Source organism: Nocardia heshunensis, assembly GCF_054782115.1.
On sequence record NZ_BAAGTC010000027.1, the window covers coordinates 248,501 to 270,661 of the forward strand.

The following is a 22,161-nucleotide window of genomic DNA, read 5'->3' on the forward strand; positions in this document are numbered from 1 at the left end:
ATTAACGCGAACCGCCGGCGACCGCCGGGAGGATGGTGACGGTGCCGCCGTCGGTGACCTCGGCGGCGAGCCCACCGGTGAAACGCACGTCCTCGTCATCGATGTAGATGTTGACGTAGCGGTTGAGCTTGCCGTCCTTGAGCAGCTTCGCCTCCAGGCCCGGGTAGTTGGCCTCCAGGTCGGCGATGACGGCGGCCAGGGTCGCGCCCTCGGCCTGAACTCGCTTCTGGTCCTTGGTGATCGGACGCATGATGGTCGGAATGGACACGGTGACCGACATGAGGGGGGACTCCTTGTTTATGCGGGGTAGGTGGCGACGATCTCGACGGGTTCCTCGGTGACGACGCCCTCGAGGATCCGGTAGCTGCGCAGTTCGTGGTCGTGCGGTTCGCGTGTGGAGACCAGCACGTAGTGGGCGTTCGGCTCCGAGGCGAAGGAGATGTCGGTGCGGCTGGGGTAGGCCTCGGTCGCGGTGTGCGAGTGGTAGATGACCACCGGCTCCTCGTCGGCGGCATCCATCTCACGCCACAGCTTCAACTGCTCGGTCGAGTCGAACTCGTAGAAGGTGGGCGAGCGCGCCGCATTGACCATGGGGATGAAGCGCTCGGGGCGATCGGAACCCTCGGGACCGGCGATGACACCGCACGCCTCATCGGGGTGGTCGGCGCGCGCGTGCGCGACCATCGCCTCCACGAGATCGGCCCTGATCACCAGCACAGTCGCATCCTTCCGCTCGACCCCGGCCGAACGGCCGAAACGCTGTCGTCAACAAGGTGACAATATGCGGCTATTCCCGGTGGAACCGGTCACACCCCGAACAGGTCGCGGTAGGCCGGAATGCCCGCCACCGAGGTCGCCGACAGGATCGCGTCCACGATCGCGCGCTCGACCACGACCGCGGCGGCGGTACACAACTGGTCGAGGATCAGCAGATCCGCCGGAAAGGCCGGGGGCAGCGGGAAATTCGGCTGCTGCTCGGCGGTGCCGGTGGCCAGGGCGAAGAGGGTGTCACCGTCCAGCGGCGAATGCGCGGGGCGGATGGCTCGGGCCAGACCGTCGTGCGCGGTGGCGGCGAGCCGCTTGCAGGCGGCCGGATCCAGCGCGGCATCGGTGGCGACCACGCCGATGGTGGTGTTGAGCACGGTGCCCTTGACCGCCAGGGCATTGGCGGCCGCCAACTGCTCCGGCGTGGCCGGGCCCAGCCCGAAGTACTCGGGGCCGTCGGTGCCCGCGCCCCAGGGGATTCCGGTGCGCGGGTCGAAGACCGAGCCCACCGGATTGGCGACGATCACCGCCCCGACGGTGATTCCGGCCGCCGGACCGTCGGTGAAACGCACACTGGCGCTACCGATTCCGCCCTTGAGCGAACCCGCCCGCGCCCCCGTGCCCGCGCCCACCGAGCCGCGTGCGAAATCCGCGGCGGCGAATTCGGCGGCCATGAAGCCCGCGTCCGCGTTCGGCCGAATGTCCCACGCCCCCACCGGAAGATCGAAGATGACCGCGGCGGGCACGATCGGCACCACGCGAGAAGGATCGGCGGGATCCATCGGGATCCCCTCCTTGTGCTCCTCCAGCCAGCGCATCACCCCGTCTGCGGCGGCCAGACCGTAGGCGCTGCCGCCGGTGAGCAGGATCGCATTCGCCTGCCGCACAGTGTTTCCCGGATCCAACAGGTCGGTCTCGCGGGTGCCGGGACCGCCGCCGCGCACATCCACCGAGGCGACCGCGCCGCCCGGAATCCGCACCACGGTGCAGCCGGTGGCCGCGCCCGCGCCGAGGGTGGCGGTGGGGTCCAGTTCGTGATGATGGCCGACCAGCACCCCGGCGACGTCGGTGATCGAATTACGTGGTCCCGCAACACTGTTCACAGCAGCTCCTCCTTGGTGGACCACGATACCGAGCTAGGGCGCGAGGGCCTGGATCAGCGAATCCTGCATCCAGGTGAGCCAGTGGTAGACCTCGAGGCTCGGCCCGCGTGGATCGTCCTCCGGGAAATGCTCGGGCGTGTCGGCCCCGATCTCCAGGGCCGTACCCAACGCCAACCGCACATCGTTGAGCGCGCTGAGCCAGGCGTCGGCCTGCTCGGGGCTGATGACGATTTTGCCGCCCTGCGGCGGCAGCGTTTCCAGGATGACCAGCCCCGCGGCCACCTTGTTCTCGATGATCTCCGGTTCGTGCAGGCTGCGCAGCGCGCTGTTGAGGTCGGCGCGTTCGGCGTCGGGGGATCCGGGTTCGGGGCGGTGGAAGTCCGGCAACAGCCGGGCCAGCCGCGGATCATCGGGCGGGGTGGTGTTGCCCAGCTGTAGCCCGGTGAGGGCGGCGAGTTCGTCCTCGGGCGCCGAGCGGGCTCGATCGGTGAGCAGTCCGGTCACCGCCCCGACCAGCGAACGCAAGATGTCCGCTTCGTGGGCGTCCATTTCCGAACGCAGTTTCAACCCGCTCAGGGAGTTCTTCCTGCTCCACTTCCGCACGGGGTAACCGTAGTCGTCCCGTTCAGCTGTCACGTTGCATGGTGGCCCACAGCCCCGCGGCGTGCAGCCGTTGCACATCGTGTTCCATCTTGTCGCGCGACCCCGCGGACACCACGGCCTTGCCCTCGTTGTGCACCTTCAGCATGAGCTCGGTTGCCTTGCCTTTGCTGTAGCCGAAGAGCTTCTGGAAGATGTAGGTCACGTAATGCATGAGGTTGACCGGATCGTCCCAAACGACGGTGACCCACGGCCGATCCTCGGCCTCCAGAATCTCGGAGTATTCGATGGCTTCCGGTGTCGCCTGTGGAGCCGACAGTGTCACCGTCGCACCGCCTGGACCGGCGGCGCTCAGAACAACGTCGTGATTACACAGACCCATAACGTCCAGGGTACGACCTGACATCGTAGAAACAACAGCCCAGGCGACACGCCGTCCGGTCGGTCTCGAGTGATCTACACCCGGGCGTGGCGCGTGACCTGAAGACACTGCCCGACTGTGCTTAGAGTGGTCCTCGTGATGATCGCTGACGGACTGACCAGTACTGCGCTGCTCACCGACCAGTACGAGCTGACCATGCTGGCCGCGGCGCTGGCCGATGGTTCGGCCCAGCGGCAGTGCACCTTCGAGGTATTCGCCCGTAGATTGCCGAACGGCCGCCGGTACGGCGTGGTCGCGGGCACCGGGCGGGTGCTGGCCGCACTGCGCGAATTCCGTTTCGGGGAACCGGAACTCGCGGTCGCGGCGCGGTTCCTGGACGACCGCACCCTGGAGTGGCTGCGCGACTACCGCTTTCGCGGCGAGATCGACGGCTACCGCGAGGGCGAGCTGTATTTCCCCGGCTCCCCCATCCTCACGGTGCGCGGCAGCTTCGCCGAATGCGTCCTGCTGGAAACCCTCATCCTGTCCATCTACAACCACGACAGCGCCATCGCCGCCGCGGCCGCCCGCATGGTGAGCGCCGCCGGTGGCCGCCGCATGATCGAAATGGGTTCGCGCCGAACCCATGAGCTGGCCGCCCCCGCCAGCGCCCGCGCCGCCTACCTGGCCGGTTTCGACGCCACCTCCAATCTGGAGGCCGCCCGCAGCTTCGGCGTGCCCAGCGCGGGTACCAGCGCGCACGCCTTCACCCTGCTGCACAGCGGCGCGGACGGCTCGCACGAGGCGGCGGCCTTCCGCAGCCAGGTGCAGGCGCTGGGGGTGGGCACCACGCTGCTGGTGGACACCTTCGACATCACCCGCGGCGTCGACACCGCCATCGAGGTGGCCGGGCCCGAATTGGGCGGCGTGCGTATCGATTCCGGTGACCTGGGCGTGCTGGCCCGGCAGGTGCGCGATCAGCTGGACGCGCTCGGCGCGATCCGCACCCGCATCGTGGTGTCCGGGGATCTGGACGAGTACGCGATCGCGTCGCTGCGCGCCGAACCGGTCGACGCCTACGGTGTCGGCACCTCGCTGGTCACCGGATCCGGCGCGCCGACCGCGGGCATGGTCTACAAGCTCGTCGAGGTGGAGGGCATCCCGGTGGCGAAGCGCAGCTCCCACAAGGAGTCTCGCGGCGGCACCAAACGCGCGGTCCGGCTGGCCCGGCGCACCGGCACCGTCGTCGAGGAAATCGTCTACCCCGCTTCCGCTTCCAGCCCCGACACCAACGGCTTCGAACTGCGCGAGCTCCAGGTGCCGCTGGTGCGCGACGGCGAGGTGCTGCCCGATCAGCCGACGCTGGCGCAGAGCCGGGAACTGGTCGCCAAGGGCCTGATCAGCCTGCCGTGGGAGGGCCTGAAACTGTCGGCGGGTGACCCGGCGATTCCGACGACGTTCCAGGGCTGACCCGGCGCCGCCACCAGTTGGTCACCGCGACGGACGCGGTGACCGTCGTGATCAACGCCACCTTGCCCGCCGCGCCCAGCCACCCGAGGGCGTGCTCGAGCGCGGCGAACACCTTGACGTGCGCGAGCGCGTGCGCCGAATTGCCCACCCATTCCCAGCCGTCCAGCGACACCAGGGTCGCGACGAATGCCGCGATCAGGGCGCATACCAGTGCTTTCCGGACCGTGACACGGTTCATCGATCGGCCTCCCTACCGATGCGGAATCACGCCGCCGCGGTCAGTGCCGAGCGGCGAACCGCCGCTGCAGCAGGAACCAGAGTGCGGCGACGATCACCGCTGTTATCGCGGGAAGCACCGGATGGTGCAACGCGTAACGGAACATCTCCCCCACCTGTGCGTGCACTCGCCCGTCGATGAGCGCGCTGAGCACATTGGCGACGGAGAAGGCCACGAACAGCAGTACGGCCATGACGAGCGCGCGCCTCATGAAATACCCCTGGACGGATCGGGTGCCGCGTGGACCGGCCGACGGCCGGGCGGCACAATGCAATACGAGCGGTATGCCGCCGTGGTTCATCAGCAGATTCCGGGAGGTCAGCCCATGAGCCGAGCCCTGATCGTCGTCGATGTGCAGAACGATTTCTGTGAGGGCGGATCGCTGGCCGTCGCGGGCGGCGCGGCGGTGGCCGAGCGCATCACCGAATACCTGGATGTGTCCGACTACACCGCCGTCGTCGCCACCCGCGACTTCCACATCGACCCGGGCGCGCACTTCTCCGCGACCCCCGACTACGTCGACACCTGGCCCCCGCACTGCCGCGTCGGCACCCCGGGCGCGGACTTCCACCCCGCCCTCGACACCGAACCCGTCCAGGAGATCTTCTCCAAAGGCGCTTACACCGCGGCCTATTCGGGCTTCGAGGGCACCGCCACCGACGGCGAGACCACCCTGGGCGATTGGCTGCGCGCCCGCGACATCACCGCCGTCGACGTCTGCGGCATCGCCACCGACCACTGCGTCCGCGCCACCGCCCTGGACGCCCGCGCCGAGGGCTTCGACACCCGCGTCCTGCTCGGCCTCACCGCCGCCGTCTCCCCCGCCACCCTCGCCACCGCTTTGGACAAGCTGCGCGCGGCGGGTGTGGAACTCGCCGGAACCCTGGAGAAGTAACCACCGCCCGATCGGCGGAAATCGGTCCCGACGGGCGGGGCGGCGAGGTTTGCGCGGGGCTTGTCAGCGTGGCGCAGTAATCTGGCCGCCGTGCCCGAACTGCCTCCCGTACCGAAGTTGCTGGCCACCGCTGTCGAGGCGTTGGGGGGTAAGGAGCGGTCGGGACAGCAGACGATGGCCGCGGCGGTAGCGCACTCCATCGACACCGGCGAGCACCTTGCGGTGCAGGCCGGGACCGGGACCGGTAAGTCGCTCGCGTACCTGGTGCCGAGCTTGCGGCATTCGGTGCGGACCGGGCGGACCGTGGTGGTGTCCACGGCGACGATCGCCTTGCAGCGGCAGCTGGTGGATCGGGATCTGCCGCGCCTGTCCGAGGCGTTGGCCCCGCAGCTGGGCCGGGTGGCGCAGTTCGCGATTCTCAAGGGGCGCAACAACTATCTGTGCCTCAACAAGATCAATAGCGCGATTCCGGAGGAGCCGGAAGCGGAGCTGTTCGACGCCTTCGCGATCTCGAAGCTGGGTCGTGAGGTCCAGCGCCTCAACGAGTGGGTGTCCGATACCGAGACCGGTGATCGTGACGAGCTCACCCCGGGCGTGAGCGATCGGGCCTGGCGGCAGGTGAGCGTGAGTTCGCGGGAATGCCTGGGCAAGTCGCGCTGCGCGTTCGGGCAGGACTGCTTCGCGGAGAAGGCGCGCGCGGAATCCGGGCAGGCCGATGTGGTGGTGACCAATCACGCGCTGCTGGCCATCGACGCCATCAGCGGAATTCAGGTGCTGCCCGAACACGACGTGGTGGTGATCGACGAGGCGCACGAACTGGTCGACCGGGTCACCGGCGTGGCCACCGCGGAACTGTCCACCGCCGCCATCTCCGCCGCGGCCAAGCGCTGCGCCAAGCTCATCGACGAGCGCGAGGTGGACCGGCTCGAGAACGCCGCGGAGGCGTGGCACGGCCTGCTGGACGATCTGAACCCCGGCCGCTGGGATCGCATGCCCGACGGCGCGGCCCCGGTGCTCGCTCTCATCCGCGACGCCGCCTGGAACGCGCGCACCGCGCTGGCCCCGCAGGGCGGCAGTTCGGCCGCGAGCGATCCGGAAGGCGCGGCGGCCCGCAATCAAGCGCTGGCGGCCGTCGAGGAGGTGCACGACGCGGCGGTCCGCGTGCTCACCACCTTCGAGGAGCCCGACCCGGCCGCGCACCGCGATGTCATCTGGCTGGCGTCGGAGGACGTGCGCGGGGTGGCGCGCCGCACGCTGCACATGGCCCCGCTGTCGGTGGGCGGTCTGCTGCGCAGCCGCCTGTTCGGTACGGCCACCGTGGTTTTGACCTCGGCCACCCTGCAGATCGGCGGCTCCTTCGACAATCTGGCGGTGACCTGGGGCCTGCCGCCGCGCTCGGCGGCCACCGTGGATCCGGCGCTGGCCACCGGCAAGGAGGCCCCGTCGGACGAGAAGTCCCTGCACTGGAATTCGGTCGACGTCGGTTCGCCGTTCGACCACGCCAAGTCCGGAATCCTGTACGTGGCAAAGCATCTGCCCGCGCCGGGCCGCGACGGGCTGCCGCAGGCCTACCTGGACGAGATCGAGCGGCTCATCACCGCGGCGGGCGGGCGCACGCTGGGCCTGTTCTCCTCGATGCGAGCGGCCAAGGCGGCCACCGAAATTCTGCGTGAGCGCCTCGATACGCCAATCCTGTGTCAGGGTGACGACGCCACCGGCGCCCTGGTCCGCAAATTCGCCGACGACCCGGAAATCTCACTCTTCGGGACGCTTTCGCTGTGGCAGGGCGTGGACGTTCCGGGCCCGTCGCTGAGTCTGGTGATCCTGGACCGCATTCCGTTCCCGCGGCCGGATGATCCACTGCTGGTGGCCCGGCAACGCGCGGTGGAATCGCGTGGTGGGAATGGCTTCCTGTCGGTCGCCGCCAATCACGCGGCGCTGCTGCTAGCACAGGGAACGGGCCGTTTGCTGCGCAGTGTGGATGATCGCGGTGTTATCGCAATTCTGGATTCGCGACTCGCCACGGCACGCTACGGCGGTTATCTCCGAGCATCTTTGCCGCCCTATTGGGAAACGTCCGATCCCCAAGTTGTGACAAAAGCTCTCGAAAGACTGACAAATAGTGTCGCACAAATGAAATGACGTTTGTGAGAACAGTCACAGGGGTGGTTTCTACTTCTGATCGGAACTAAATTGGCTTTCGATACTCCGGTGAACCCCCCAATTCCCACATCGGATGTGTCCGTTGTCCCCGCGCCAAGCCCTGCACGCGGCGCGGGGACACTCAAACTTCCAGGGCTTTCGCCCTATTTCACCGCGAGCGTGACGAGCGCGGCCACCACGGCCAGCAGCACCGCCGCCGCACCCCACACCAGACCCTGACGCTGCCACGGGCGGCCGTGGTCGAGGGCGAGGCGACCCGGTCCCGCGAAGGCGAACGTCACCGACGCGATCGCGTAGACCGCGGGCAGCTCCCACATCGCGAAGCCGCCGCCCCGGGTGGCGTTGATGGCATTCAGCATGGTGCCCAACGCGATCGCCGCGGCCAGCGGAGTCAGCAAACCGAACACCAGCAGCAGACCGCCGGTGATCTCGCTCAGGCCCGCGAGGGTCGCGAAGAACTTGCCGGGGTCGTAGCCCATGCCCCCGAAGGCCTGCCCGGTGGCGTCCAGGCCGTAGCCGTTGAACCAGCCGAACAGCTTCTGAGTGCCGTGCACGGCCAGCAGGCCGCCGAAGCCCACGCGGGCGACGAGCAGGCCGACATCGGTGCCCGTGACGCCGGTGGCGGTAGCGGTGGTCTCGCGCGCGCTGGCGGCGTTCAGGATTGCGGTCATGTCGGGTTCCTCGTCTCTCGGGTCTTACGGCTCTGGGGCGATTTCAACCGGACCGTGGTCCGCTTTGAGCCTACAGGAGGTCCCCAACGACAGCGGGCGCGAGGCTATTCCAGCCTCGCGCCCGCGTTTCGCAGCTCCCGGACGTTACTTCGCCAGGAACCAGAAGTAGTAGAGGAAGATCGCCATGAGCACCCACATGATCGGGTGGATCTCCTTGGCGCGGCGCTTGGCCACCATGACGATCGGATAGAACAGCAGACCCATGGCGATGCCGTTGGCGATCGAGTAGGTCAGCGGCATCATGATCACGGTAATGAACGCCGGGACCGCGTATTCCAGCTTGCTCCAGTCGATCTCGCCCAGCGCGCGCGCCATCAGCACACCCACCACGATGAGCGCCGGGGCGGTCACCGCCGAGACGTCGGCGAAGGTGGCGAAGATCGGGAAGAAGAACAGGGCGACCAGGAACCAGCCCGCCGTGGCGACCGCGGTCAGCCCGGTCCGGCCGCCCGCCGAAACGCCCGCGGTGGATTCGACATACGCGGTGGTGGACGAGGTGCCGATGATCGCGCCCGCGGCGGTGCCGACCGAGTCGGCGGCCAGCGCCTTGCCCGCGCGCTCGAGCTTGCCGTCCTTGCTCAGCAGCCCGGCCTGATTGGCGACGCCGATCAGCGTGCCGGAGGCGTCGAAGAAGTCGACGAACAGCATGGTCAGCACGACCACCACCATTTTCCCGGTGAAGGCGTCGGGCAGGTGAATGATGGCCTGGCCGAAGGTCTGATCCAGCCCGTGCGGCATGGCCGCGACCGAACTGGGCAGCTTGACCAGACCGGTGACGATGCCCAGCACGGTGGTGCAGAGAATGCCGTAGAGCACCGCGCCGTGCCAGCCCAGCACCAGGAACACGACGGTCACGACCAGGCCGAACAGCGCCAGCAGGGTGGTGCCGTGGTGGAAGTTGCCCAGGTGCACAAAGGTATTCGGGTCGGCGGTCACGATGCCCGCGCTCTTGAGCCCCAGGAAGGCCACGAACATGCCGATGCCCGCGCCGACGGCGAGCTTCATCTGCATGGGGATGGCCTCGATGATCTTCTCGCGGACCTTGGTGACGGCCAGCACGAAGAAGATGACACCGGAGAGCAAGGTGCCCGAGAGCGCTTCCTGCCACGGGATGCCCATGTGCAGCACGACGGTGTAGGCGAAGAAGGCGTTGAGGCCCATGCCGGGCGCGAGCGCCACCGGGTACTTGGCCCACAGGCCCATGACCAGGGTGCCGAAGATGGCGGCGATGGCGGTCGCGGTGAACACCGCCTGCAGCGGCATGCCCTTCTCGTGCAGGTCGCCGGCCGGGCCGTCGCCCAGGATGCGCGGGTTCACGGCGAGCACGTAGGACATGGCCAGGAAGGTCACGGTTCCGGCCATGAGCTCGCGCCGGAACGTAGATCCGTGTTCGCTGATGCCGAAGTACGCGTCGACGCGCCCCTTGGTGCGCGTGAGGACGTCGGTGGTCATGTGTGGAGGTCTCCAGTCGGAGGAAGGTACAAAGGTTGCCCTGGGCACCGTACTGGTTCTGTATGTCCCCACATGAACCGACCCGGCGAATCGTGAGCTACTGCACCCGCCAGAGCCTTCTTTCAGCGGCCTTACCTGCGCAATTATCGGGCTATTCAAATAATTACTGGCCGGTAATTTAAGCCTCTTGACCCTTACTGTCTGGGACGTTACAAATACGTAATCAGCCGGGGGTTTTCAGGGGAACCGGCCAGGCAGAAGTAGTACGCCAGTGGTTACCGATGTCATCGACGCGGTCGCGGAGTTCGCGGCCCCCCGCAAAGCGATCTGGGATGTGCTGCTCGACCCGCAGACCTACCCCCGGCTATTTTCCGGAATCGGCGCGTGCGAACAACTCGACACCGTCGACACCCATCCGACCCTGCTCCTGCGAGTCGGTGGCCACGGCATCGATATCCAGGTGCTGCGCGTGCAATTGCACATCACCAAGCCCGGCGAGGGCTTCGAGCTGCACTGCCCCGATCACGGCAGCTTCGTCGCGCTCCGGCTGCGCGGCGACGGTGAGCGGACCCGGGTCTATGTCACGTATTTCAAGGCCGGACAGATACATCCGGTCCTGGCCCAACTCCCCAACTCCTCGGTGGTCTCCTGGACGCAGGCCGGGCTCAAGCGGGCCGGCGATCTGATCGCGGGCACCCCTAGCTCGCTCATCGTCAATGGCGAGGACTCGCCGATGAAGCTGCAGGCCGGGGTGGTCAAGCAGATGGTGGCCTCCGGCGTGGTGCGCACCTACCGGCCCGATGTCGGGCTCAAACAGATCGGCGGGCTGGCCAAGTGGGGCTTCAGCCTGGGTGGCGGGTATGCGGCCGCGGCCGCGCACTCACCGCAGCGCCCGGCCGTCATCGACGACCGGTACGCCAGCACCTTCGATCAATTGCATGCGCGCACCAGCGCATTGGCGGGCGCGTTCACCGCGCTCGGCTTCGGTCCGGGCACCGCGATCGGGCTGCTGTGCCGCAACCACACCGGCATGGTCGAGTGCATGGTGGCGGCGGGCAAGTCGGGCGCGGACGCGGTGCTGCTCAACACCGGCCTGCCCGCGCGTCAGGTCGAGGAGATCGTGGCGCGCCATCAACTCTCGGCCCTGTTCGTGGACAGCGAGTTCGAGCATCTGGTGCGGTATCTGCCCACCGAGCTGCCCCGCTTCACCAGCGACGACATCCCGCCGGATCCGGGCCGCACCACCATCGAGGAATTGATCGCCATGCGGCAGGAGCCGCCGCGCAAGCCGCCGCGGCCGGGGCGGTTGGTGGTGCTCACCTCGGGGACCAGCGGGACGCCCAAGGGCGCACGCCGCCCGCACCCCAAGGGTTTCGGGACGGTGGCGGCGCTGCTGTCGCGAATTCCGTTCGGCACCAACGAGACCATGTTCATCCCGGCCCCGCTGTTCCACACCTGGGGTCTGGGCGCGCTGCAGATCTCCACCGCCATCCGGGCCACGGTGCTGCTGGGTGACCGCTTCGACGCCGAGGACTGTCTGCGCCGCATCGCCGAGCACAAGGTGACGGCGCTGATCGTGGTGCCGATCATGGTGAACCGAATCCTGGACCTGCCCACCCATGTTCGCGCCCGCTACGACCTGTCGAGCCTGCGCATCGTGGCCAGTTGCGGGGCGCCGCTGGCGGGTGCGACGGTGCTGAAGTTCCTGGAGACCTACGGCGACATCCTCTACAACGTGTACGGCTCCACCGAGGTGTCGTGGGCGTCGATCGCCGATCCGGCGGATCTGCGCATGTCTCCCACCACGGCGGGGCGGCCGCCGCTGGGCACGAAACTCGGTGTGCTGGGCGCGGATCGGCGGCCGGTGCCGGTCGGCGCGACGGGGCGCATCTTCGTCGGCAATCACATGCTCTTCGACGGCTACACCGACGCCACCCCGCCGGACGAGGCCGACGGCATGCTCGACACCGGCGATGTCGGTTTCCTGGACGCGGCGGGCAAGCTGTTCGTGGCCGGGCGCGATGACGAGATGATCATCTCCGGCGGCGAGAACGTCTTCCCGCGGGCGGTGGAGGAGGCGCTCTCGCATCTCCCGCAGGTGTCGGAGGTGGCGGTGGTCGGCGTCCCGGATCACGAATTCGGCCAGCGCCTGGCCGCTTTCGTGGTCAAGCGGCCCGGTTCCGGGCTGGACTCGGACATGGTGCGCAACTACATCCGCCACCGGGTCAGCCGCTTCTCGGTGCCGCGCGATGTCACCTTCCTGGATTCCTTGCCGCGCAACCCGACCGGCAAGGTCCTCAAGCGGACGCTCATCGCGCCCGCCTGATTCGCGCCTGATCGCTACGGGCTGGGAGTAGCGATCAGGCCGAGTTCGGCGTCGGAGGCCAGCAGCGGATGATGCGGCAGGATGCGAATCGTGTAGCCGACCGCGCCGGAAATCGGGACCGGGGTGGAGATGGTGAAAACCTCTGCCCCGGAATCGGTTCCGTGATGCCGCATCGGGAAGCTGTGGGTGTCGGTGAGGTCGTCGGTGGGTGAGACCCGGCCGAGCACCGCCTGCACACTCACGTCGGCGGGAGTGAGTCCGGCCAGATCGATGCGGGCACGCAGCGCGAGTTCCGCGCCGATCACCGGGATATCCGGCAGGCCGGAGCTGTCCACCTGCAGGACTTTCACACCGGGCCAAGCGGATTCGATGCGACGGCGATACACCGACAGCTCTTGCGCACCCTTGAAGTCGTCGGCCGACACCGCACCGAAGGCCGCGGCGGCGGGCGCGTAGTAGTCGACGGCGTAGTCGCGAACCATGCGCGACGCCAGCACCTTCGGGCCGAGGGTCTGCAGCGTGTGGCGGACCATCTCCATCCACCGCACCGGCAGCCCGTCGTGGTCGCGGTCGTAGAAGCGCGGCAGCACCGCACGTTCCAGCAGTTCGTAGAGCGCCGAGGCTTCCAGGTCGTCGCGGCGATGGTCGTCGCGCACGCCGTCGGCGGTGGGGATGGCCCAGCCGTTCTCACCGTCGTACATCTCGTCCCACCAGCCGTCCCGGATGGACAGGTTGAGGCCACCGTTGAGCGCGGACTTCATGCCGGAGGTGCCGCACGCCTCCAGCGGGCGCAGCGGATTGTTGAGCCAGACATCGCAACCCCAGTACAGGTAGCGGGCCATGGACATGTCGTAGTCGGGCAGGAAGACGATGCGATGCCGCACGGCCGGGTCGTCGGCGAAGCGCACGATCTGCTGGATGAGCGCCTTGCCGCCGTCGTCGGCGGGATGGGATTTGCCCGCCACTACCAGCTGCACCGGATGCTCGGGATCCAGCAGCATGGCGCGCAGGCGTTCGGGATCGCGCAACATCAGGGTGAGCCGCTTGTAGGTGGGGACGCGGCGGGCGAAGCCGACGGTCAGCACGTTCGGGTCGAAAACCTCGTCGATCCAGCCGAGTTCGGCCGGGGCGGCCCCGCGCTCGAGCCAGGAGGCGTGCACGCGGCGGCGCACCTCGTCGACCAGGATGCCGCGCAGGGCGTTCCGGGTGGACCACAGTTCGCGCAGGTCCACATCGCAGAGGCGTTCCCAGCCGCGGGCCTCCTCGACGAGTTCGTCGCCGATGAGTTCGCGGGCCTTGTCGATCCATTCGCGCGCCGCCCAGGTGGGTGCGTGGACGCCGTTGGTGATCGAGCCGATCGGCACCTCGGCGGTGTCGAAGCCGGGCCACAGCGGCGCGAACATGGCGCGGCTGACCTCGCCGTGCAGTTTCGAAACACCGTTGGCGCGCTGGGCGAGTCGCAGTCCGAGGTGGGCCATGTTGAACACCGAGGGGTCGGCCTCACGACCCATGGCCAGGATGCGGTCCACCGAAACACCGGGCAGCACCAGCGATTCCCGCTCGCCGTGCGCGCCGCCGAAGTACCGGCGGACCAGTGCACCGGCGAAGCGGTCGATACCGGCGGGCACCGGGGTGTGGGTGGTGAACACCGTCCCGGCCCGGACCGCGGTCAGCGCGGAGTCGAAATCCATTCCGGCGGACATGTATTCGCGAATGCGCTCGATGCCGAGGAATCCGGCGTGGCCCTCGTTCATGTGGAAGACGTCCGGGTCCGGCAGCCCGTTGGCGCGGGTGTAGGCGCGTACCGCCCGTACGCCGCCGATCCCGGCCAGGATCTCCTGTTTGATGCGGTGGTCCTGGTCGCCGCCGTAGAGCCGGTCGGTGACGGCCCGCAGTTCCGGATCGTTCTCGGCGATATCGGAGTCCAAGAGCAGCAAGGGAATCCGGCCGACCTGGGCGATCCATACCCGGGCCCGCAGCACCCTGCCTTCGGGCATGGCCACGTGAATCAACACCGGCGCACCGCCTTCGGTGAGCATGCGCAGCGGCAGACCCATCGGATCGAGTGCCGGGTAGTGCTCGGCCTGCCAGCCGTCGGCGGTCAGCGACTGCCGGAAATAGCCGGAGCGATACAGCAATCCGACGCCGATGAGCGGCAAGCCGAGATCCGACGCGGCTTTCAGGTGGTCGCCCGCGAGAATTCCGAGGCCGCCCGAATAGTTCGGCAGTACCTCGGTGACGCCGAATTCCATGGAGAAGTAGGCGATTCCGCGCGGTCCGCGCTGCTGCTTCTGGAACCAGCGCGGCCGGGCCAGGTAATCACTCAGGTCCGCCGCTGCCGCATCGACCCGCCGCGTGTAGGCGTCGTCCCCCGCCAGCTCGTCGAGCCGCGCGGCCGGAACCTCGCCGAGCATCCGCACCGGATCGTGCCCGACCTCGACCCACAGCCGCGGATCCAGCTCGGCGAAAACGTCCTGGGTGGGCCCATGCCAAGACCAACGCAGATTGGTCGCGAGCTCGGTCAGTGCCGTGAGCCGCTCCGGCAAATGGGCGCGAACGGTGAATCGACGCAGTGCCTTCACCCCTGTAGACCCTACCTGTGGAGGTGTTGCCGCAGCTCACTAACACCGCCCCGACGTGAGCAAGCGCTAAGCAACCGATAACGTGTTTCATATGAGCGAGCAGCAGATCGAGGCGGTCGAGGACCAGCCCACCCAGGAGCATCACGAGGGTGGCTTCCGGCCGATCCGAGAGCTGGGGCGCGACAACACCCGAGGCGGCGTCCACTACGGGGAGTTCATCGACCAGGTGCGCGGGCTGATGGACCGGGTGCGGCTGGCCGACCCGTCCGACGCGCAAGCTCTCGATGCCATCGCCATGCTGAAGGAGCTCAACGCCAAGCTCGACGAGGCGCAGGTCGACGAGTGGAACGCGCCGTCCTGGCATCGCAACGACCTGCCCTCGCGCGGCAACATCACGCTGCCGCCGTTCCTGGTCGACTCCGCGAGCAAGGAAGGAGTGCGGGCGCGCATCACCTTCCGCACCTTCCATCTGGGCGGCAATGCCGCCGCGCACGGCGGCCACATCGCGCTCGGCTTCGACGATCTACTCGGCATGACCGCGGCCATCTACACCAAGCAGGCCACCCGCACCGCCTTCCTGCACGTCGACTACCGCGCGATCACGCCGTTGAACACCGAGCTGCAGGTGCACGGCTGGGTCGAGCGGCAGGAGGGCCGCAAGGTGTTCGTGCGTGCCACCCTGCACGACGGCGACCGGCTCTGCGCCGAGGCGCACGGCCTGTTCGTACTCCTCAAGCCGGGCCAGCAGTAGTCACTCCGGTAAGTTCGGGGGCGTGACCGGCCGCATCGCAATCGATGACACCGCCCCCGCGATTCCCGGCGGCCGGCCGTCCAAGGCCGTGGTCGGCGAGGTGATCCCGGTGCGCGCGGTGGTCTGGCGCGAGGGCCACGAAGCGGTCGCCGCCACGCTCGCGGTGCGCGGCCCGGGTTCGGCTCGCACACAGCGCATTCGCATGACGCCGGAATACGAGCCGGACGTATTCAACGCTGTCTTCACCCCCGGCAAGCCCGGTCGCTGGACCTTCCGGATCGAGGGCTGGGGCGATCCCATCGCCACCTGGCGCTCCGGTGTCGAGGCCAAGCTCGCGGTCGGGCAGAGCGCCGCCGATCTGGCCAATGATCTGGAGCTCGGCGCGCGCCTGCTGGATCGGGCCGCGCAGGCGGTGCCCCGGCAGCAGTGGGAGATCCTGCGCGACGCTGCCGCCGCGCTGCGCAGCGACGCGCAACTGCCGGCCCGGGTGGCCGCGGCGTTCAGCGCCGAGGTGAGCGCGATCCTGCGGGCAACACCCCTGCGCGAGTTGGTGACTCACGGCCCGCTGCACATCGTCCAGGTCGAGCGGCAGCGTGCGCTGTACGGGGCCTGGTACGAATTCTTCCCGCGCTCGACCGGCGGCTGGGACGCCGACGGCGTGCCCGTGCACGGCAGCTTCGCCACCGCTGCCAAGGAACTGCCACGCATTGCCGCCATGGGGTTCGACGTGGTGTACCTGCCGCCGATCCACCCGATCGGGACGGTGAATCGCAAGGGGCCCAACAATTCCCTGACGGCCGGGCCGACGGATGTGGGCTCGCCATGGGCCATCGGCTCGGCCGAGGGCGGCCACGACGCCATTCACCCGCTGCTGGGCACCGAGGCCGACTTCCTCGATTTCGTCGCGGCGGCACGGGAACTGGGCATGGAGGTGGCGCTGGATCTGGCGCTGCAGTGCGCACCGGACCATCCGTGGGTGATCACGCATCCGGAATGGTTCACCACGCTGCCGGACGGCACCATCGCCTTCGCGGAGAATCCGCCGAAGAAGTATCAGGACATCTATCCGTTGAATTTCGACGACGATCCCGACGGGCTCTACGCCGAGGTACTGCGGGTGGTGCGGCATTGGATCGGGTTGGGCGTCACCATATTCCGGGTCGACAATCCGCACACCAAACCCGCGGATTTCTGGGAATGGCTGATCGCCGCCGTGCACCGGAAACACCCGGACATTATTTTCCTGTCCGAGGCATTCACCCGCCCGGCCCGCATGTACGGATTGGCGCGGCGCGGATTCACGCAGTCCTATACGTATTTCACCTGGCGCGTCCACAAACACGAAATCGAGGAATTCGGCAGGGAATTGGCCGCCAAGGCCGATGAGGCGCGCGCCAATCTGTTCGTGAACACGCCCGACATCCTGCACGAGAGTCTGCAGCACGGCGGGCCGGGCATGTTCGCGATCCGCGCGGTGCTCGCGGCCACCCTCGGCCCCAGTTGGGGCGTGTACTCCGGATTCGAGCTGTTCGAGCATCAGGCGGCGCAGCAGGGCAGCGAGGAATACCTGGATTCGGAGAAGTACCAGCTGCGGCCGCGGCGCTTTGCCGAGGCGGCCGCGCGCGGGGAATCCCTGGAGCCGTGGCTGACTCGGCTCAACGAGATCCGGCGCGCGCATCCGGCGCTGCAGCAGGTGCGCTGCATCCACTTCCATGCCGTGGACAACGATGCGCTGCTGGCATTCTCGAAGCTCGACCCGACCACCGGTGACGCGGTGCTGGTGGTGGTGAACCTCGATCCGTTCGGCGCACAGCAGGGCCACGTCTCACTGGATCTGCCCGCGATCGGCCGCGAATGGCACGACCGGCCGGTGGTGTACGACGAGATCAGCGGCGAGGAATACCACTGGGGCCAGAGCAATTACGTGCGCCTGGACCCGGCGCGCGCGGTGGCGCACATTCTCGCGCTGCCGCCGGTCCCGGCCGCCGCGCGCACCGAACTCGCGCATCGCAGATCTTTCCGATGAACAGACGCGACCTCCTGCTGCTGGCGGCGGGCACGCATCCCGATCCGCACACCGTGCTGGGCGCGCACCCGCATCCGGACGGGACGATCATCCGGGTGCTGCGGCCGCACGCGGAGACGGTCGCGGCCCGGATCGGCGGGGTGGATCATCCACTGGCCCATACCGAACACGGCGTCTTCGAGGTGGTCGTCCCGTTCCCGGAGCTGTGGGACTACCGCATCGTCACCTCCTATCCCGGCGGGCGCACGGTGGTGGACGCGGACGGCTACCGCTTCCTGCCCACCCTCGGCGACATCGACCTACATCTGCTCGGCGAGGGCCGCCACGAACGACTCTGGGACGTGCTGGGCGCACACCCGCGCCGCTACCCGACCCTCGACGGCGAGGTGACCGGCACCGCCTTCGCGGTCTGGGCCCCCAATGCGCGCGGCGTCGCGGTGATCGGCGACTTCGACGGCTGGAGCGGAAACACCGCGCCCATGCGGAAACTCGGCGATTCCGGGATCTGGGAGCTGTTCGTGCCCGGCCTCGGCCCGGGGGCGCTCTACAAGTACCGCGTGCACGGAGCCGACGGCCGCACCGTCGATCACGCCGACCCGATGGCCTTCGCCACCGAAGTGCCGCCCGCGACCGCGTCGGTGATCACCGCCAGCGAATACACCTGGGGCGACGGGGATTGGCTGCGCCGTCGCACCGCCACCGATCCACTGCGCGCACCCGTCAGCGTCTACGAGGTGCACCTGGGTTCGTGGCGGCCCGGGCTCGGCTATCGCGAGATCGCCGAGCAGCTCGCCGAATACGTTGTCGCCCAGGGCTTCACCCATGTCGAGCTACTGCCGGTCGCCGAGCATCCGTTCGGTGGTTCCTGGGGTTACCAGGTCACCTCCTACTATGCACCGACCGCCCGCTTCGGTTCCCCCGACGACTTCCGGTATTTGGTGGATCACCTGCACCGCAACGGAATCGGCGTACTGCTCGACTGGGTGCCCGCGCATTTCCCGCGCGACGAATGGGCGCTGGCCAGATTCGACGGCACCGCCCTCTACGAGCACTCCGACCCGCGTCGCGGCGAACAACTCGACTGGGGCACCTACGTTTTCAACTTCGGCCGCCACGAGGTCCGCAATTTCCTGGTCGCCAACGCCCTGTATTGGATCGAGGAGTTCCACCTCGACGGCCTGCGCGTGGACGCCGTCGCCGCCATGCTCTACCTGGACTACTCGCGCCCCGACTGGGAGCCGAACATTCACGGCGGCCGCGAGAACCTGGAGGCCGTGTCGTTCCTGCAGGAGATGAACGCGACCGTCCACAAACACCATCCGGGCGTCCTGACCATTGCCGAGGAGTCCACCACCTGGCCCGGCGTCACCCGCACCACCGACGTCGGCGGTCTCGGCTTCACCATGAAATGGAACATGGGCTGGATGCACGACACGCTCGGGTATCTCGCCCACGACCCGGTGTACCGGACCTGGCACCACAACGAGGTCACCTTCTCGCTGACCTATGCCTGGAGCGAGAACTACGTGCTGCCCATCAGCCACGACGAGGTGGTCTACGGCAAGGGCACGCTGTGGACCCGCATGCCCGGTGACGATTTCACCAAGGCGAGCGGGGTGCGGGCGCTGCTGGCCTACATGTGGGCGCATCCGGGCAAGCAGCTGTTGTTCATGGGCCAGGAGTTCGGGCAGTTCCGGGAATGGGACCACGATCGCGGCCTCGACTGGCACGAACTGGAAAACCCACTGCACCAAGGCATTCAGACCCTGGTCGGCGATCTCAACCGGCTCTACGTGGCCTCCCCCGCGCTGTGGAGCCAGGACACCTCGCCCGGCGGGTACGCCTGGATCGACGCCGACGACCGCGACAACAATGTGCTGTCGTTCCTGCGCTACGGCACCGACGGATCGATCCTGGCCTGCGTCTACAACTTCTCGGGCCGCCGCCACGACGACTACCGCATCGGATTGCCGGGGCCCGAACCGGATTCGTGGTACGAGGTACTCGATACCGATGCCCTCGCCTACGGCGGCAGTGGAATCGGCCGCGCGGAGGCAATCTCCGCAGAGCCGGTGCCGTGGCACGGCCGACCGATCTCCGCGGTCCTGACTCTCGCGCCGCACAGCGCCCTCTGGTTGTCGACAACCCCGCCCGCCGCGCACGACTGAACCCTGCCCCCAGCGATCGGGGCAGGGAAATCAAGGTCAACCATTTCCGAATGGAAGCGGGTACGACTGGAACCAGCGGCGTCGCAACCGAATTGCCATCTACACCGAAGGAATGAATCTGCATGAAGAAGCTGGGAACCTTCGCCCTCATCGGTGCGGCCGCGGCCGGAATCCTGACCGCGGGCGCGGGCATCGCTGCCGCTGACGATCACGTCAGCGCCACGCCGATCATCGCGCCCGGCGAACCGGACCCGACCGGCACCGGATCCTCCCAGATCGTGAAGAGCCTGTCCGACATCTTCACCGGCAGCGATAAGGCCGGACCCGCCAAGTAGCACCACCGGTTCCCCACCCTGCGGGGAGTGTGGGGAACCGCGGGCTTCGGTTACTCCGGCCAGGCGGGCGAACGACCCAGGACCGCGAGAATCCGATCCAGCCCGGACGCCTCCGGAGCGTCCACGACCGGGGCGAACGACGAACCCGGCTGCTCACGGTGCTCGCCCTGCGGCACCGCCTCGGCCACCGGCAGACCCGCCGCGAGGAGATCGTCGTCGAATTCGACGGTCTTGCCGAGCGCGCGGGCGAGATCCCAGGTGTGCACGATGTAGTCGATGAAGTGAAAACTGATGGCCAGCGGCGCGGGAATCACGATGCCGCCCTGGATCTCCGGCAACGGGAACTGCCGTTCCAGCACACCCGGCTCCGCGAACGCCGCCAGCACCCCCTCGGCCGCCGCCGTGTACTCGGCGACCGGATCATCGCTCAACGGCTGCGGCTTCCATAGCGCCAGATCATCCTCACCACGCGCGGACGCGGCGAAGCCGTGGTGCTGAACAATGCAGTGCTCCAACAGGTCTCGAAGATTCCATCCCACACAGGGCGTAGGCCGTTCCAGATCGGCGGCGGTCAAGTCTGCCACCACCTCGATGCTGGTGCGGACCGCCCGGGCGTCGAACGAGAGAAGCTCGGATCCCGACGCCAGCAATTGTTCGTACGTGCTTATCATACGCGCCAGCTTACTAACTGGAGCCGTCGAGCAACAGAGGGAAATCCGGCGAATTCGACACCACCGGTCTGTTCTCGAGCGCACCCTGGACAGACAGCCGATCTAGCCGGGAGGCCTCCCGTGGACGAGCGCACAAAAATCACACTGGACGAATCCGAGATCCCCCGGCGCTGGTACAACGTCATCCCGGACCTCCCCGCTCCACCTCCGCCTCCCCTGCATCCCGGCACCGGACAGCCGGTCGGGCCCGACGATCTCGCCCCGCTGTTCCCGATGGAACTCATCCGGCAGGAGGTCAGCGCCGAGCGCTACCTCGACATCCCGGACGAGGTCATCGACGTGTACCGGCTGTGGCGGCCGACGCCGCTGTTCCGGGCACGACGACTGGAGAAGGCACTCGGCACGCCCGCGCACATCTATTACAAATACGAGGGGGTTTCACCCGCCGGTTCGCACAAGCCGAATACCGCTGTGCCGCAAGCGTTCTACAACGCCGCCGAGGGCACCCGCCGCCTCACCACCGAGACCGGCGCGGGCCAGTGGGGCAGCGCGCTCGCCTTCGCCTGCGCGCAGTACGGCATCGACTGCGAGGTGTGGATGGTCCGCGCCTCCTACGACCAGAAGCCGCACCGGCGCACCCTCATGCAGACCTGGGGTGCGACCGTGCACGCCAGCCCGTCCCCGCTCACCGCCGCGGGCGCGAAAATCCTTGCCGACCACCCGGATTCGCCCGGCAGCCTGGGCATCGCCATCAGCGAGGCGGTCGAGGTCGCCGCCGCCGATCCGACCACCCGCTACGCACTGGGCAGCGTGCTCAATCACGTGCTGCTGCATCAGACCGTCATCGGCGAGGAAGCGTTGAAACAGTTCGCATCGGCCGGGGAACGCCTGCCCGACCTGATCGTCGGCTGCACCGGCGGCGGCTCCAACTTCGCGGGGCTGTTCCTGCCGTTCCTGCGCGAAAAGCTCGCGGGCCGAGCCGATCCCGTCATCCGCGCCGTCGAGCCCGCCGCCTGCCCGTCGTTCACGAGGGGCATCTACGCCTACGACTTCGGCGACACCGCGGGCTTCACCCCGCTCATGAAGATGCACACGCTGGGCCACGACTTCATCCCCGACCCGGTGCACGCGGGTGGGCTGCGCTACCACGGCATGTCCCCGCTGCTGTCGCACATGTACGAGCTCGGCCTGTTCGAGGCGATCGCCAAGCAGCAGCGCGAATGCTTCGCGGCGGCAGTCCTATTCGCCAAGACCGAGGGCATCCTCCCCGCCCCGGAACCCTCGCATGCACTGGCGGCAGTCATCGAAGAGGCGAACCGCTGCACGCAGTCCGGCGAGGAGAAGGTCCTCCTCACGGCCCTGTGCGGCCACGGCCACTTCGACATGACCGCCTACGAGCGCTACCTCGCCGGCGAAATCCCCGACTTCGAACTCCCCCAGCCTCGCATCGACGCCGCCCTCGCCGCCCTCCCCAAGGTCTGAACA

At 68.0% G+C, this 22,161-nt stretch carries 20 protein-coding genes; 9 read left to right on the forward strand and 11 right to left on the reverse strand.

The genetic code is table 11. The annotated features are described in order from the left end of the window. Position 1 precedes the first annotated feature (1 nt). The 5 genes from ACYVN4_RS42140 to clpS all read right to left on the reverse strand — a co-directional run bounded on the left by ACYVN4_RS42140 (position 2) and on the right by clpS (position 2,850). Positions 2 to 280: a MoaD/ThiS family protein gene (locus ACYVN4_RS42140; protein WP_460729380.1), complete on the reverse strand. Its 279-nt coding sequence runs from the start codon at positions 278 to 280 to the stop codon at positions 2 to 4. 17 nt (positions 281 to 297) lie between these two features. After that, on the reverse strand, positions 298 to 717 hold the full coding sequence (locus ACYVN4_RS42145; RefSeq protein ID WP_460729382.1) for a M67 family metallopeptidase: 420 nt from the start codon (positions 715 to 717) through the stop codon (positions 298 to 300). Between the two features lie 89 nt (positions 718 to 806). Next, positions 807 to 1,868 (reverse strand): P1 family peptidase, encoded by a 1,062-nt coding sequence (locus ACYVN4_RS42150; RefSeq protein ID WP_460729384.1) that lies wholly within the window; start codon positions 1,866 to 1,868, stop codon positions 807 to 809. 33 nt (positions 1,869 to 1,901) lie between these two features. Next, positions 1,902 to 2,471, reverse strand: a complete 570-nt coding sequence (gene aosR, locus ACYVN4_RS42155) for an oxidative stress transcriptional regulator AosR (protein WP_460729386.1) — start codon at positions 2,469 to 2,471, stop codon at positions 1,902 to 1,904. A 22-nt stretch (positions 2,472 to 2,493) separates the two neighbouring features. After that, a complete protein-coding gene (clpS, locus tag ACYVN4_RS42160; RefSeq protein ID WP_460729388.1) occupies positions 2,494 to 2,850 on the reverse strand; it encodes an ATP-dependent Clp protease adapter ClpS in 357 nt (118 codons plus the stop codon). A gap of 138 nt (positions 2,851 to 2,988) precedes the next feature. Between clpS and ACYVN4_RS42165 the strand changes: the two genes are divergently transcribed. Further along, positions 2,989 to 4,299 carry a nicotinate phosphoribosyltransferase gene (locus ACYVN4_RS42165; RefSeq protein ID WP_460729435.1) on the forward strand — a complete coding sequence of 437 codons (1,311 nt, stop codon included), beginning with the start codon at positions 2,989 to 2,991 and terminating at the stop codon, positions 4,297 to 4,299. Here ACYVN4_RS42165 and ACYVN4_RS42170 read toward each other — a convergent pair. Both ACYVN4_RS42170 and ACYVN4_RS42175 read right to left on the reverse strand, forming a co-directional pair. Continuing rightward, positions 4,229 to 4,537, reverse strand: coding sequence for a hypothetical protein (locus ACYVN4_RS42170; protein WP_460729390.1), 309 nt, complete (start codon positions 4,535 to 4,537; stop codon positions 4,229 to 4,231). The two genes, ACYVN4_RS42165 and ACYVN4_RS42170, sit on opposite strands and share 71 nt — an antisense overlap. A 40-nt stretch (positions 4,538 to 4,577) precedes the next feature. Continuing rightward, positions 4,578 to 4,787 (reverse strand): hypothetical protein, encoded by a 210-nt coding sequence (locus tag ACYVN4_RS42175; RefSeq protein ID WP_460729392.1) that lies wholly within the window; start codon positions 4,785 to 4,787, stop codon positions 4,578 to 4,580. Positions 4,788 to 4,901: 114 nt separating this feature from the next. On the opposite strand from ACYVN4_RS42175, the gene ACYVN4_RS42180 reads away from it, so the two are divergent. Beyond that, positions 4,902 to 5,471, forward strand: coding sequence for an isochorismatase family protein (locus ACYVN4_RS42180; protein ID WP_460729394.1), 570 nt, complete (start codon positions 4,902 to 4,904; stop codon positions 5,469 to 5,471). Between the two features lie 90 nt (positions 5,472 to 5,561). Then, positions 5,562 to 7,613, forward strand: a complete 2,052-nt coding sequence (locus ACYVN4_RS42185) for an ATP-dependent DNA helicase (protein ID WP_460729396.1) — start codon at positions 5,562 to 5,564, stop codon at positions 7,611 to 7,613. A 164-nt stretch (positions 7,614 to 7,777) separates the two neighbouring features. Here ACYVN4_RS42185 and ACYVN4_RS42190 read toward each other — a convergent pair whose 3' ends face one another. Together ACYVN4_RS42190 and ACYVN4_RS42195 are read right to left on the reverse strand one after the other, a co-directional pair. Next, complete coding sequence (locus tag ACYVN4_RS42190; RefSeq protein WP_460729398.1) at positions 7,778 to 8,305, reverse strand: DoxX family protein; 528 nt, start codon at positions 8,303 to 8,305, stop codon at positions 7,778 to 7,780. Between the two features lie 144 nt (positions 8,306 to 8,449). Next, on the reverse strand, positions 8,450 to 9,817 hold the full coding sequence (locus ACYVN4_RS42195; RefSeq protein WP_460729400.1) for an NCS2 family permease: 1,368 nt from the start codon (positions 9,815 to 9,817) through the stop codon (positions 8,450 to 8,452). 271 nt (positions 9,818 to 10,088) lie between these two features. Here ACYVN4_RS42195 and ACYVN4_RS42200 point away from each other — a divergent pair, with 271 nt between their 5' ends. Continuing rightward, positions 10,089 to 12,143 carry an AMP-binding protein gene (locus ACYVN4_RS42200; protein WP_460729402.1) on the forward strand — a complete coding sequence of 685 codons (2,055 nt, stop codon included), beginning with the start codon at positions 10,089 to 10,091 and terminating at the stop codon, positions 12,141 to 12,143. Positions 12,144 to 12,157: 14 nt separating this feature from the next. On the opposite strand, the gene glgP is transcribed toward ACYVN4_RS42200, so the two are convergent. Further along, positions 12,158 to 14,725, reverse strand: coding sequence for an alpha-glucan family phosphorylase (gene glgP, locus ACYVN4_RS42205; RefSeq protein WP_460729404.1), 2,568 nt, complete (start codon positions 14,723 to 14,725; stop codon positions 12,158 to 12,160). A 91-nt stretch (positions 14,726 to 14,816) separates the two neighbouring features. Here glgP and ACYVN4_RS42210 point away from each other — a divergent pair, with 91 nt between their 5' ends. The 4 genes from ACYVN4_RS42210 to ACYVN4_RS42225 all read left to right on the forward strand — a co-directional run bounded on the left by ACYVN4_RS42210 (position 14,817) and on the right by ACYVN4_RS42225 (position 20,005). Beyond that, positions 14,817 to 15,476: a PaaI family thioesterase gene (locus tag ACYVN4_RS42210; protein ID WP_460729406.1), complete on the forward strand. Its 660-nt coding sequence runs from the start codon at positions 14,817 to 14,819 to the stop codon at positions 15,474 to 15,476. 22 nt (positions 15,477 to 15,498) lie between these two features. Next, complete coding sequence (locus ACYVN4_RS42215) at positions 15,499 to 17,502, forward strand: alpha-1,4-glucan--maltose-1-phosphate maltosyltransferase (RefSeq protein ID WP_460729408.1); 2,004 nt, start codon at positions 15,499 to 15,501, stop codon at positions 17,500 to 17,502. After that, positions 17,499 to 19,670, forward strand: a complete 2,172-nt coding sequence (glgB, locus tag ACYVN4_RS42220) for a 1,4-alpha-glucan branching protein GlgB (protein WP_460729410.1) — start codon at positions 17,499 to 17,501, stop codon at positions 19,668 to 19,670. Before ACYVN4_RS42215 ends, glgB begins: the two co-directional genes overlap by 4 nt. A 122-nt stretch (positions 19,671 to 19,792) precedes the next feature. Then, positions 19,793 to 20,005, forward strand: coding sequence for a hypothetical protein (locus ACYVN4_RS42225; RefSeq protein WP_379358240.1), 213 nt, complete (start codon positions 19,793 to 19,795; stop codon positions 20,003 to 20,005). Between the two features lie 50 nt (positions 20,006 to 20,055). Here ACYVN4_RS42225 and ACYVN4_RS42230 read toward each other — a convergent pair whose 3' ends face one another. Beyond that, positions 20,056 to 20,676 carry a TIGR03086 family metal-binding protein gene (locus ACYVN4_RS42230; RefSeq protein ID WP_460729412.1) on the reverse strand — a complete coding sequence of 207 codons (621 nt, stop codon included), beginning with the start codon at positions 20,674 to 20,676 and terminating at the stop codon, positions 20,056 to 20,058. A 120-nt stretch (positions 20,677 to 20,796) separates the two neighbouring features. Here ACYVN4_RS42230 and ACYVN4_RS42235 point away from each other — a divergent pair, with 120 nt between their 5' ends. After that, entirely contained in the window at positions 20,797 to 22,158 is a 1,362-nt protein-coding gene (locus ACYVN4_RS42235; RefSeq protein WP_460729413.1) for a TrpB-like pyridoxal phosphate-dependent enzyme, read from the forward strand. Positions 22,159 to 22,161 lie beyond the last annotated feature (3 nt).